Below are 13,287 nucleotides of genomic sequence, written 5' to 3'. Positions count from 1 at the left end.
TTATTGTTAGTTTGCTACTATAAGTATTTCTTATTGCAATCTTTCCTCGATTTCTTTGCAAACTTCATCTGCAGACAAACCGCTTGCTTCAATAACTGGAGAGGAAGTCTGAGCATCCTGCATCCCCATTACGTTTGAGTCCAATCCTGTCACAACGACCGCTGAATAGTTCTCATTTTGACCAGCTTCACTGTTAAGTTCAACAACATCATAACCTTTTTCTCTAAGTGCATCTGAAACATTAGAAAGAGACTTTTCAACTGCGATTCTTTTTGTCATTATTCACACCTCCTCTAAATGGATAATATTCCAAATTTAAGGGGATTTTATTCCTTGTAGTTACACAAAATATATGAAGGAGGTGTCAAAATGAGCAAACGGAAAAAAGATGCTTCGAAGGCTGGACTAAGTTCTCCTGAAATAAAAGGGCAAGGGACGACTAACACCGAAACAGGTTCTATTAGTATGTCATCAGCTAATCATAAAACGAAAAAGTAAGGAAAAAGCTTGTTAAGAAAGGAGAAGAGTCTTTTCTTAGCAGGCTTGTAAATTATTATTACTGATGAATCAAATGAGATTAAGAAATAATGTCTGAATAGAGTGCTTTTATTTTTGTTCATTTATGCATGGCATATTTCAGAGGAGTATATGAAATAACGCCATTTTGATAGAAACAACAAAATGGCGTTATTTATTTAATATTTACATAGCGGTTAATCCGCCATCGACGATGAATTCTGACCCTGTTGAATAGCTTGATTCATCTGATGCAAGATATAGAACAATGTTTGTTACTTCTTCAGGTTGAGCTGTTCGTTTTAAAGGAATTTGTTTAGAGAACTCTTCCACTGCTGCTTTAGTATCTTCTTGTACAACCATAGGAGTAGCAATAACACCTGGATGAACGGAATTTACACGAATGCCATAGTTTGAACATTCCATTGCAGCTGCTTTAGTCATTCCGCGGACAGCAAATTTTGTATCTGTATAACCGACTGCACCGGCAACAATTCCATTCATAGAAGAAATATTAATGATGGACCCACCACCTGCTTTTTGCATAGATGGAATAATCGATTTCATCCCTAAGAAAACAGAGACCTGATTGATTTCTACAATGCGGCGATATTCTTCCACTGTTGTTTGCAGGATGGATTTAGCCATCGTGATTCCAGCGTTATTCACTAATATATCCACATGTCCAAATTTCTTTTCTGCAGTAGCGACAACAGCTGCCCAATCTTCTTCATTCGTAACATTTTGTTTAACGAATATTGCATTTTCTCCTAGATCATTGGCTACTGCAAGTCCCTTATCTTCATTTAAATCAGTTATAACAACTTTAGCCCCTTCTTCAACGAAGCGGCGAGCATGGGCTTCACCCATTCCTTGTGCGGCACCTGTAATGACTGCGACTTTCCCTTCTAATCGAGACATATATATATATTCCCTCCTATTTATAATTGTTAAAACAAATAATTTCACATCTAAATATTTATACTACAAGTGTAAATTAACAGAATTCTATTTAAATGTCAATGACTGCGCACAATTATTAAAGTATCGAGCTGTTAATTTTATTAGGGACATAGGAAACCAATCTGTATATAAGCTCGTTTGAAAACGAGAACAGCCAATGGCTATCATAATAGTTAAAGTTTCATGATATACTTTTGAGAAAAATGAAAAAAGGTGGCATGAAGACTAAGTGGTAAATGAGGATAAGCGTATTTTAAGAACACGTAATAATCTAAAAAAGGCGATGTTAGAGCTGATTAATAACAAAGATTTTCAGGATATTTCCATTACAGAAATTACTAAAGTTGCACATTGTAATCGAGTAACCTTTTATTCTCATTATGAGAATAGTACGCTATTATTAGCAGATATTTTTCAGGACTATTTAAATGAACTTGCGAAGTACTATAGAGATAGCTTTAAAGGAAAAAAAACATTTTCTATATCTGATTCGACAAGAAACGTTCCTATTTTTGAATTTGTTTCCAGAAATAAGTTCGTGTTTTCATTAATGCTAATGGGTGAAGTTATTCCAGGTTCGCAAAATAAATTTTGCGATACTATTTTAAACATCAGCAGAAACGATTTAATGATAGAGAATAATGATATTTGGTTTGATGTAGAAGCGATAAATTCGTATCAAACATATGCCTTATTAGGTTTTTTCATCTACTGGATTAAAGAAGGCTTTAAGAGTACGCCCGAAGAAATGGCCAAAAGACTCGCCTTCTTATATAGTACCCAATTAGGCGAGGCGATCGTGAGAATAAATTAATTATGAATTTCTTTACTGGAACCGAAATTGGACGTAGGTAAGAAGAAAATGGTGATAGATTGTATAACTGGAACAGAAATTAGGTGTATGTAAGTAAAAAATGGTCACAGATTGAGTAACTGGAACCAAAATCGGGTGTGTGTAGGCGAAAAATGGTCATAGATTGAGTAAGGTTATATTCAATCAGATGTATCGCTTCTACAAGTAAGTTAAAATACTGATTTTTGCGGTGTCTGTTTTACTTTGTTGGCATAGAAATTTTTAGAGATGAAAAGGTAAGTATTTAAAGAAAAAACTTATAATTTTTATAAAGTTAGTAATTTTCCGCTGAGCGGGAGGTTACTTAATTAATGGAACCACCCCAACTGGCGAGTCTTTTTACGGGTGGTTTTCTTTTTGGTTTTTTCACTACCTTAGCAAGAGTTGTTAACAGGTCCAAAAATATGTCCATTGCGTTCACCTCCCTCCTGCTTCAACATGGAGAAAAGGGAAAGCAACCTTCCACCTAAACGATTTAGTTACTGCTATTGGTATAGCATCGATCTCCCTAAACATATCTATATATAAAACTAAATTACCTATGTTGCTGTAACATGACTCCTCTTTATTGTGATAATCATCCATTTTTTCAGCAGTGCTCTTATTCCAGGAATTTAAATACTTCATATGTTTATTTTTAGTTTTTATAAAATAATTTACCATTTGTAGAGTCTACGCTCCTATATACATCATGAAAAGAGGGTTCTCCTTATTTAAATAGAATTTATTTTTTAAAGGAGGCCATTGCAATGTTGATAGAAGGATTAATTGGTAATGAAGAGTTAGGTCTCGGGCACGAGGAGTTTCTTCAAGTGAAGTATTGGATGACGCCCAGTCCGTATTGCATTCGTCACGGGCAAACTTTGCAGGAGGCGGGGGAGATGATGAACCACTTAAATGTGGACAGTCTTCCAATTATCGATGAACAGGATAGATTAGTAGGGATGATTACTTTAAGAAAACTATTCTCCTATTTTATAAATGGGAATGACCGGCAGCTGCCAATCAGTCGCATTCCGAAAAGGAATTTTGCATATATGAGAGCGAAGGATTCGATATTTAGTGCGGCTTCACTGCCATGTATGGAGCTTCCGGTTGTAGATGAGGAAGAAAAGGTGATCGGAATACTCACATCAAGGGATATTATTGACGGTTATACGAAGCTTATTCTTAAACTAAAACAAACCGAAAACTCTGCTGAGGTGCTGAGAATTATATTAGAAAGAGCCTATGAAGGCATCGCGGTTGTCGATAAATATGGAGTATTGATGGAATTTAATGAGGCTTATAGCCGGTTTACCGGTGTACGCCGCGAGGATGCAATTGGACGCCATGTAACAGAAGTCATCGATAATACGAATCTTCATCAGACGGTTCAAACTGCAACACCAGAGCGCGGTGTGATACAAAGAATTCAAGGGCAGGATATGGTCGTTCACCGCATACCGATTTGGAATAAAAATGAAGTGGTTGGTGCCATCGGGATGCTAATTTTTGAAGGGGTATCAGAGGTATATAAAATCTATGAATCGCTGCAGGCGACTTATGTGCAGGAAGAAAAGAAACACCAGCCGCTATCGGTTGAGCTAAAAGAGGATAGTAGAATGACGCTGGATCGAATAATCGGAAATAGTCCTGAAATTTCTGAAGTGAAACGGCTTGCGAGGAGGTCAGCCCGGACATTGGCGACGGTGTTGATTACCGGGGAAAGCGGTACAGGCAAGGAAATGTTCGCAAAGAGCATTCATCATTTAAGCCCGTTCTCCAATGGGCCGTTTATGAGTGTGAACTGTGGAGCTATTCCTGAGGCGCTGTTTGAATCGGAATTATTCGGATATGAGGAAGGCGCCTTTACTGGTGCAAGAAAGGGCGGAAAGCCAGGGAAGTTTGAGCTTGCACATAACGGTACGATTTTTTTAGATGAAATTGGCGAAATGCCATTAATGATGCAGACAAAGCTGCTGCGTGTCCTGCAGGAGAAAGAGGCTGAAAGGGTGGGGGGATGTGAGAAATATCGCATGAATGCAAGAATTATTGCCGCAACGAACCGAAATTTAAAGGAGAGCATTAAAGAAGGCACTTTTCGCGAGGATTTATACTATCGTCTCAATATTATTGAGCTTCAAATACCTGCATTGCGGGAACGCAGACAGGATATTCCGGATTTGCTGTCCTTTTATTTGGAAAAAGTAAGCACTAAATATCATTTGCCGAAAAAATCCTTTACCTCAGATGCCATTTCTTTTCTTTGCCAACACGACTGGCATGGGAACATTCGGGAGCTTGTTAATTCTGTTGAACGGCTTGTTACGCTTGTTGACAGTCGTACCATCGAGGTTCATCACTTGAAGCAATTTATTGGTGAAGAAACCCAGAACCAACAAGTGACTTTTCATTCTCACTCGTTGATAGAGGAGGCGAAGGATATTGGGAGAAAGAGGGAAAAGGAGATTATTATTGATGTTTTGAAAGAAGCGGCTGGAAATAAAAAAAAGGCTGCTGAAATCCTCGGTATTCATCGAACAACACTTTACCAAAAACTAAAAAGACATCATATAAATTATTGACAAAATGTGTAGTGGGTCCACTACATAGACGCTACATCTGTAGGATGAACACAACACATGCCATCACATGAAAGCTGAAAAAACAGCGCTTTTAATTTGGCACACTTCTTGCAATTTTCTTATAGTCAGAAAAAAGGAGGGAACTAAGTGATGGATGCAGCGATATTTAGAACACCACAAACCATCATATATGGACGGGATTCATTTGGAAAATTAGGTGAACAAGCTAAATTAAAGGGAACAAAGGCGCTTATTATTAGTGATAAAGTGATGGATGGACTGGGCTATACGAAACAGTGCAATGAAATGTTGATAGCTGCAAACTTAGCTAGCGAACTTTATCTCGGTGTCGACTCTGAGCCGACTGACCAATATGTACAAGAAGCACTAGAAATGTTTCAAAAGAGACAATGTGATCTTGTCATTTCTATCGGTGGAGGAAGTTGTATTGATACTGCGAAAGCGGTAGCTGTTTTGGCTGCAAATGGAGGCTATATTGGCGATTTTATGGGCGGCAAAAAACTAGCCGAACAAGAGCCGGTTCCGCACATTGTCATCCCGACCACAGCAGGAACAGGTTCAGAGGCAACAGATGTCACAGTGATCACGAATACTTCAAACGATGTGAAAATGATGATTAAGCAGCCCGCATTTATGCCTTCTGTGGCAATAGTGGACCCTGTATTAACGATATCTTCGCCTAAGCATGTAACGGCAGCGACTGGTATCGATGCACTAAGTCATGCAGTCGAAGCCTATCTCTCAAGAAAGTCGCATCCAATGACTGATATGATTGCACTTTCGGCTATGGAGCTTATCGTGCAAAATATTGAAGCAGCTTATGAGGATGGAGAGAATCTGACAGCAAGAGAGGCGATGTCTTTAGGTTCGCTGCAAGCTGGAATGGCGTTTTCTAATGCATCTGTTTGCTTAGTTCACGGGATGTCCAGACCAATTGGCGCACTCTTCCATGTGCCCCATGGATATTCAAATGCAATGCTTTTACCTGCTGTACTGGAATTTAGCAAGGCTGCATGTATAGACCGTCTTGCTGATCTCGGCCGTATTTTTTCACCTGAGAAAACAAATCTTTCTAATGAAGCAGCAGCAGAACTGGCAGTCAAAGCGGTGAAAAGGCTCTGTTTAAACATGAATATTCCGAATCTAAAAGGCTGGGGAATAGAAGAAAGCGCCTTCAATCAAGCTGTAAGTAAAATGACTGAAGATGCATTAGCAAGCGGCAGCCCGGCAAATAACCCGAGAGTCCCTAACAGAGAAGAACTGGAAACTCTCTATCATACTTGCTTTCATTATCAATTTGCTGAAAAGGAAGAAGTGCAGTAGATCTGGAAAGGAGAAATGATTGATGGTGGGTATGATTGCCGGGCTGCTTCTTCTAATGTATTTAAAATATCATTTTTGCGGTAATTTTAAGTTCGGTGGTTGTGGCTATAACCGGAGGGCTTAACCTGGAAATGGCATTGGCAGATCATTATATGACAGGGTTTACCGGATATTTTGCTTTATGGTTTTTAATCTTTTTGTTCGGAGTAATTTTTGGGAAAATTATGCATTAACCGGTGCAGCAGATAGTATTGCTCATTGGATTAGCGGTCGCTAGGTGCAAAAAGAGCAGCGTTTGCTGTTGTTGCCGCAGCTGCGATTAGGATGTATGGCGAGTCAGCCTTTTTGTTGTTGGATTTGCTGTCTATCCGATTGCGGTATCATTATTTAGAGCAGCAAATTTACCGCACAGGTTTATTCCAGCCGCTTTGGTTTTTGGATCGATCTCTGCCTCATAATGGCTACGTCGTCACAACAATTAGATCTATCTGCGGAGAAACACATCGCCTCGCCTATTGGTCGATTTTTTGGCTAAGTGTAGTTGTACCAACTATCGTTATGCTTCTAGCAGTTGTATTATATTCAATTTTTTAATAGAGAGAGGAGAAATTTAAATGACTACAATAACGACTACTACTTTAAAAAATTTTATTAATGGCAAATGGGTTAATGCCAAAACGGAACAATATCAGCCTGTACCAAACCCAGCAACAGGAGAAGAGCTGGCAAAAGTGCCGATTTCTACACTGGAAGATGTAAATGCTGCTGTGCAATCGGCAAGTGAAGCATTTGCAGCTTGGAGTCAGACGCCTGTTCCAAAACGAGCGCGCATTTTATTTAAATATCAGCAATTATTAGTCGATGCTTGGGATGAGCTGGCGAAGCTGATCACGCAGGAGAATGGTAAAAGCTATAAAGAGGCATATGGTGAGGTGCAGAGAGGGATTGAATGTGTCGAATTTGCAGCAGGTGCGCCATCTTTAATGATGGGAAAACAGCTTCCTGATATTGCAACGAATATTGAATCTGGGGTCTATCGCTATCCAGTGGGTGTAATTGGTGGAATTACGCCCTTCAATTTTCCGATGATGGTTCCTTGCTGGATGTTCCCGCTGGCAATAGCTTGCGGCAATACCTTTGTTCTTAAACCGTCGGAAAGAACTCCGCTATTAGCCAATCGACTAGCTGAGCTTTTTAAAGAAGCAGGTTTGCCAGATGGCGTATTGAACATAGTCCATGGGGCGCATGACGTCGTAAATGGCTTGCTTGAGCATAAAGATGTTCCAGCCATTTCGTTTGTTGGGTCTCAGCCAGTTGCTGAGTATGTATATAAAACAGGAACGGCAAACGGAAAGCGTGTCCAGGCTTTGGCAGGTGCGAAAAATCACTCCATTGTTATGCCAGGTGCGGATTTGGATGGTGCAGTTAAAGAAATTATTGGTGCTGCATATGGTTCAGCAGGTGAAAGGTGCATGGCTTGTGCCGTTGTTGTCGCTGTCGGTGATGTCGTCGAACCATTGCTGGAAAAGTTAAGTGAAGCTGCAAATCATATTTCGATTGGCAATGGAATGGATGAGAATGTATTTTTAGGACCAGTCATCCGCCAGGAGCACAAAGAAAGAACAGCCGGCTATATTGAAAGCGGAGAGCAGGAGGGGGCTGTCCTTGTCCGTGATGGGCGAAAAGATGAAGCTTATTATGAGAATGGCTATTTTATTGGACCAACAATCTTTGATAAAGTAACCCCTGAAATGAAGATCTGGAAAGAAGAAATCTTCGCTCCAGTGCTATCAATTGTCCGCGTAAATACATTACAGGAAGCAATTGACTTAACAAACAAATCCGATTTCGGCAACGGTGCCTGCCTCTTCACTAAAAATGGAAGCGATGTTCGCCAATTCAGAGAGAGAATCCAAGTTGGCATGCTTGGCGTCAATATCGGCGTCCCGGCACCTATGGCCTTTTTCCCCTTCTCAGGCTGGAAAAACTCCTTTTACGGAGATCTCCATGCCAATGGAACAGATGGTGTCGAGTTTTATACAAGAAGAAAAATGCTGACTCAGCGTTGGGAGTTTTAACTAAAAATATGAGCCCCGGATATGTCCGGGGTTTTGTAGTGTAGTCGAAAGCATCCGAAGATTATTTTAAAGGGAAAATCCGATTATTTAACGAATCAATTATGTAGAAAACAAAAATAGGAGGAATTTAAATGGCGAACGATAGTTTATATCAAAAATCTTATATTAGTAGAATAGGAGAGTTAGGCAAGTCTGCTCCGGATGCTGTAAAAGCCTTTTTTGCTTTTGATCAATCTGCTCTGGCAGATGGAGTGATTCCGCAAAAGACGAAGGAATTGATTGCAATCGCCTGTGCACATGTAACCGGCTGTCCTTATTGCATTGAGATTCATGTAGGCAACGGCAAGAAACTTGGGGTAACAAAAGAAGAGATGGTCGAGGCAACCATGGTTGCAACGGCATTAAAGGCGGGCTCAGCATTTAGCCACGGGTTCAATGCATTAAATGCTTTTGAAGGTGCAGAAGAAGATGAACTTTATAAAAGATCGAATGGAAAGAAGATGAATGAATTGAAAAATACTGCTCCCGAAGCGGTAAATGCATTCTTTGGCTTTGATGAACAAGCGATGAAAGCTGGCTTGCTAAGCAAAAAGGAAAAGGAGCTTATCGCAGTTGCGGTAGCCCACATTACCGGCTGTGCCTACTGCATCGACATTCATACAAAACGTTCAAAATCTGAAGGAGTTTCCAAAGAGGAACTGGTAGAAAGCATTATGGTAGCGACCGCGCTAAAAGCAGGTTCTGCGCTTGCACATGGCGTTAATGCTTTAAATGCATTTGATGAATAAGAGAAAAACCTCTTGAGGCAGGCGCTCAGGAGGTTTCATTTCTCTATAAAACTTTTCAATATAACTAAATTCTCCTCAAAAAATCCCTTATGCTTTTCCAGTCCCCGATTGTAAGACCATCCAATAGAATTGAAGGCATCATAAAACGCATAAAAAGGCAGAATTCTGTCTAAATCAATGAAAGGCCTGATTGTTTCATAACCTTCAATGTATGCTTCTTTCGTGTTTGGATATTTTTTGAAAATGTCGCGGTTAATTTTAGTAAAATCCATTTCAGTAGCTGCCGAGCGGGAGCTTTCGAAATCAATGATCCCAACAACATAATCATTATTGACAAGGATATTTCCGGGCCGAAAATCCATATGTATGATAGCTGGTGGCTCTGGTGCCGGCAGAGCTTTAATATGTTCTTCAAAATGGCGGATAGATTTTTCATATAAATCGGCAGAGAGTACTTCTTTTACGGAAGGTGCAAAATCAAAGAACTTGTCTCGGACAAAGGCATGCCAGTCATGCGGTTTTAATGCTTCAAAACCATCTTCAGTGAAATTCCCATAGCTCTCCATTGAGACAGAATGAATTTTTGCATGGTGTATGCCGATGTCATATGCCAGTTCAACGCTTATTTTTTTATTACATGGAACGCCTTTTAGATCCTCTAATAAAAAGGCGCCGGTCATTTCCTCATTACCTTCCCAAAACCCTAATATTTCCGGGACTCTGACAATCTTCTTCAATTGGTTTAATACCGCATATTCTCGATAAAGCTTTACTTTTGAATAAGGAATTTTTATATAAAGCGATTCCTTATTAATCAGCGTTAGTTTATACACCTCTGATCCATATGATTCTGGGACACACTCTATAGATTGGACATTCAGTTTGAAGTAATTAATCGCTTCCTTCATTTTCTTCATTATTTCACCTTCTTAAACTAGAAAATTATAACAATTTTATCATAAGGTTTTTAAAATATTAAATTTTAAAATAAATATATTGTGACAGGAAAATATATCTAATATAATAGGTTCATATAAATTGAAAAATTTTCTATTTTTATTAAAAATCCAAAACCACTAGAGGAGTTTATCGATGAAAAAGGTGTCATGGGTTCTATTATTTAGTATGTTGTTTGTTATTATATCCCCATTTGCAAATACAACAAATGCCTCATCAAATTCATTAAATTTGACTGATGATTATATTGTTGATTATGCCGATTACGCGGATATTTACATTGATGGGTGGGATGATAAAGCCTTTAAAACTTCAGAAAATGAAACAATTAAAAAAGGAATAGGCTTGATGGAAGGCGCCTACCCAGATGCGTATGTTACTTATGATATTAGCAACTTAAAGTATACAACTTTTGAAACAAAAATTTCGATAGATGGGAATTTTAAAACAGGCAGCTTAGGAAATACTGAATTTGTTGTTTATGCAGATAATAAGCAATTATTTACAAAGACGTTCACTAATACAACAAAGTCACAAAAGTTAGAACTGGCTATTCCAAAAGGGACAAAAGAAATCACCATCATGGCAGTTTGGGAACGCGGTGCCAAAGGATCGCACCGTGCTATTTTTGGAAACCCAACATTAACAAATAAATTAACTGCTGCAAGTGCTTTTAATAGCATTAGTTTAAACGAAGATTTATTAATGGGTGATGAATCATATTTTTGGGATCTATATGTTTCAAGCTGGGATGACAAACCTTTTAAACTAAGTAATGGTACTTTGGCAGGGAATGGATTTGGCTTTGATCCGCAAGCATATGGTGACAATGTCAATTGGGCGGAGTTTGATATTTCAGATTATAAATATACGACGCTTGAAACGACTATTTCCATTGATAAGAATTGGAGTACAGGTGATAGAGGTAAAACTCAATTTATCATTTACGCAGATGACGAAAAGATATATAGCTCCACATTTGTTAATGATACAGCCTTAAAAAAAGTAAAGGCAGCTATTCCTGCCGGTACGAAAACAGTTAAATTAATGGCAGCTTCTGATGGAGGAAAGACAGGCAAGCATGCAGTAATTTTTGCAGATCCTATTTTAACTAATAGTCTTCCACAGAGCCCCTCAAGCACAAAAGTCAGTCTACATACGATTGGGTACACTGATGGATCATATGCCAAATATGCTGATGAAGCGATTGAATACCATTGGATGGATGATGCCTTTCAATTGGCGGACGGAAGTTTAGAAGGCTATGGCTATGGCATGGAATCGCTTGATGGAGAAGAACAATGGCTGCAATTCTATATTAAAGATTATCAGCATACTACATTCGAGGCAAATGTTTCATTAGAAAATAAATGGCGATTAAGTGATAAAGGATCAGTTGATGTTTACGTCATTGGAGATGAAAAAGTTTTATATAAAAAAACACTGACTAATCATGCGCCATCAGAAAAAATATCTGTAAATATTCCTGCGGGTACTTCCAGCTTATACTTGCAGACAGATTACTCAAGCGGAAATAAGGGAACGCAATCTGTTATTTTTGGAAACCCTTATCTAGTCATTAAAGATACAATCAAGCCATATGCACCAGTCGTTAATACATTAGGAGACCAAGCGACGGCGATTAAGGGCAATGCAGAGCTGGGCTCAAAAGTAACTGTAAAAAAAGATAATAAAGTACTTGCTGAAGCACCAGTGGATGGAAAAGGAGCATTCTCAATTCCAATTGCAAAGCAAAAAGCTGGGATAGAGCTAACGGTGACAGCAGCAGATAAAGCAGGAAACATCAGTTCAAATGTAAAGGTAACTGTAAAAGACCAAACCCCGCCAGCGAAGCCAACTGTAAATACGATAACGAGTGAAGCGACTAAAGTAACCGGTAAGGCAGAGGGGAGCTCAACAGTCACAATCAAAGCTGGCAGTACGAAATTAGGTGAGGCCAAAGCCGATAAAGATGGTAAGTACAGCGTTGCGATTAAAAAGCAAAAGCCTGGTGTGGAAATTTCAGTTACTGCAAAGGATGCAGCTGGGAATATAAGTGCAGCAGCAAAAGTAAAAGTAACAGATAAAACGCCGCCAGCAGCACCATCAGTTAATGAGGTAACGAGTGAATCCACTAAAGTTACAGGAAAAACAGAAAAAAATGCTGTGATTACTGTGAAAGCAGGCAGCACAAAATTGGGCGAAGCCAAAGCCGATAAAGACGGCAAGTATAGTGTCTCAATCAAAAAGCAAAAGCCAGGTGTTGAGTTATCCGTCACCTCTAAAGATGCCGCTGGCAACGTCAGTAAGACAACAAAAGTAAAGGTTAAAGACAAAACGCCGCCAGCGGCACCAAAAGTAGATAAAGTAACCAAAAACTCAACAAAAGTAACTGGGAAAACAGAAGCAAATAGCACAGTTACAGTAAAAGCAGGCAGCACAAAGCTAGGAGAAGCGAAAGCAAATAAAGAAGGCAAATTCTCTGTATCTATTAAAAAACAAAAACAAGGCAAAAAACTGAGTGTAACTGCTAAAGATGCCGCAGGTAACGTGAGCAAAGCAACATCGGTAACAGTAAAATAGAAAATGTGGAGGATGCAGTGATTATGCATCCTCTTTATTTGATTACTGTATAATTAGTTAATACATATTCTTAATAAAGGAAGTAACAACATATGAAAAAATTTATTCTCTGGCTACCGGTTATCCTTTGGATGCTCCTAATATTTTATCTTTCACATCAGCCCGGAGCAGCCTCTAGTGAATTAAGTTCTGGTGTAACAGATGCCATTATAAAATTTGCTTCAAGCTTCATCCCGAGTGCAGACTTCAACCTTGATTTCCTGGAACATTTTGTACGAAAAAATGCTCATTTCTTTGCTTACTTTATCCTTGGTGTGTTTGTCCTGAACGCTTTAAGTAGGGGGAAACGTATGACAGTTTTTAAAGCAGGGATGGCACTTATTATCTGTATTCTATATGCGATTTCTGATGAATTGCATCAATACTTTATCCCGGGGCGATCTGCAGAAGTGAGAGATGTGCTGATAGACAGCTCAGGTGCGCTGACAGGGATATTGATATTTTCGTTAATTAAAAGTAGATCCAAAATGAAGAGAATGCGAAATTATTGTAAAAAGTGACGCGGAAAAATAAAATCCGGCGCAAAAATCGGATGAGAGGCGCAAAAACTCAAAATCAGACGCAAAAGCCGAAAGAGG

At 39.1% G+C, this 13,287-nt stretch carries 12 protein-coding genes and 1 pseudogene; 9 read left to right on the top strand and 4 right to left on the bottom strand.

All coding sequences use genetic code 11. The features are described from left to right. Positions 1–30 precede the first annotated feature (30 nt). A complete protein-coding gene (locus tag CWS20_RS13690; protein ID WP_066189599.1) occupies positions 31–279 on the bottom strand; it encodes a YkuS family protein in 249 nt (82 codons plus the stop codon). Positions 280–369: 90 nt separating this feature from the next. Between CWS20_RS13690 and CWS20_RS13685 the strand changes: the two genes are divergently transcribed. After that, positions 370–498: a YuzL family protein gene (locus tag CWS20_RS13685; RefSeq protein ID WP_083957128.1), complete on the top strand. Its 129-nt coding sequence runs from the start codon at positions 370–372 to the stop codon at positions 496–498. A 204-nt stretch (positions 499–702) separates the two neighbouring features. On the opposite strand, the gene CWS20_RS13680 is transcribed toward CWS20_RS13685, so the two are convergent. After that, positions 703–1,437 (bottom strand): glucose 1-dehydrogenase, encoded by a 735-nt coding sequence (locus tag CWS20_RS13680; RefSeq protein ID WP_066189602.1) that lies wholly within the window; start codon positions 1,435–1,437, stop codon positions 703–705. A 271-nt stretch (positions 1,438–1,708) separates the two neighbouring features. Between CWS20_RS13680 and CWS20_RS13675 the strand changes: the two genes are divergently transcribed. Next, a complete protein-coding gene (locus CWS20_RS13675) occupies positions 1,709–2,293 on the top strand; it encodes a TetR/AcrR family transcriptional regulator (RefSeq protein ID WP_083957129.1) in 585 nt (194 codons plus the stop codon). A gap of 456 nt (positions 2,294–2,749) precedes the next feature. On the opposite strand, the gene CWS20_RS13670 is transcribed toward CWS20_RS13675, so the two are convergent. Then, entirely contained in the window at positions 2,750–2,995 is a 246-nt protein-coding gene (locus CWS20_RS13670; protein WP_066189605.1) for a hypothetical protein, read from the bottom strand. Positions 2,996–3,081: 86 nt separating this feature from the next. Between CWS20_RS13670 and CWS20_RS13665 the strand changes: the two genes are divergently transcribed. The 5 genes and pseudogenes from CWS20_RS13665 (at position 3,082) to CWS20_RS13645 (ending at position 9,109) form a co-directional block, all read left to right on the top strand. After that, the gene (locus CWS20_RS13665; protein WP_083957130.1) at positions 3,082–4,899 is read left to right on the top strand and encodes a sigma-54-dependent Fis family transcriptional regulator; all 1,818 of its coding nucleotides are present in this window, start codon (positions 3,082–3,084) and stop codon (positions 4,897–4,899) included. Between the two features lie 150 nt (positions 4,900–5,049). Continuing rightward, positions 5,050–6,243: an iron-containing alcohol dehydrogenase gene (locus tag CWS20_RS13660; protein ID WP_066191995.1), complete on the top strand. Its 1,194-nt coding sequence runs from the start codon at positions 5,050–5,052 to the stop codon at positions 6,241–6,243. Between the two features lie 22 nt (positions 6,244–6,265). Continuing rightward, a pseudogene (locus tag CWS20_RS13655) lies at positions 6,266–6,692 on the top strand (GntT/GntP/DsdX family permease); the annotation flags it as partial. 165 nt (positions 6,693–6,857) lie between these two features. Then, positions 6,858–8,321, top strand: a complete 1,464-nt coding sequence (locus tag CWS20_RS13650; protein WP_066189610.1) for a CoA-acylating methylmalonate-semialdehyde dehydrogenase — start codon at positions 6,858–6,860, stop codon at positions 8,319–8,321. Between the two features lie 131 nt (positions 8,322–8,452). Continuing rightward, entirely contained in the window at positions 8,453–9,109 is a 657-nt protein-coding gene (locus CWS20_RS13645; protein ID WP_066189612.1) for a carboxymuconolactone decarboxylase family protein, read from the top strand. 35 nt (positions 9,110–9,144) lie between these two features. Here the strand turns inward: CWS20_RS13645 and CWS20_RS13640 are convergent, their stop codons facing one another. Further along, on the bottom strand, positions 9,145–10,026 hold the full coding sequence (locus CWS20_RS13640) for a phosphotransferase family protein (protein ID WP_066189616.1): 882 nt from the start codon (positions 10,024–10,026) through the stop codon (positions 9,145–9,147). Positions 10,027–10,201: 175 nt separating this feature from the next. Here CWS20_RS13640 and CWS20_RS13635 point away from each other — a divergent pair, with 175 nt between their 5' ends. Both CWS20_RS13635 and CWS20_RS13630 read left to right on the top strand, forming a co-directional pair. Next, positions 10,202–12,649 carry an Ig-like domain-containing protein gene (locus tag CWS20_RS13635; RefSeq protein WP_066189619.1) on the top strand — a complete coding sequence of 816 codons (2,448 nt, stop codon included), beginning with the start codon at positions 10,202–10,204 and terminating at the stop codon, positions 12,647–12,649. 92 nt (positions 12,650–12,741) lie between these two features. Continuing rightward, positions 12,742–13,209 (top strand): VanZ family protein, encoded by a 468-nt coding sequence (locus tag CWS20_RS13630; RefSeq protein WP_066189622.1) that lies wholly within the window; start codon positions 12,742–12,744, stop codon positions 13,207–13,209. Positions 13,210–13,287: the final 78 nt, after the last annotated feature.

It is taken from the genome of Cytobacillus horneckiae, assembly GCF_002835735.1.
GTDB classification, from domain to species: Bacteria; Bacillota; Bacilli; order Bacillales; family Cytobacillaceae; genus Cytobacillus; species Cytobacillus horneckiae.
This window is presented reverse-complemented; position numbering and strand designations above follow the sequence as displayed.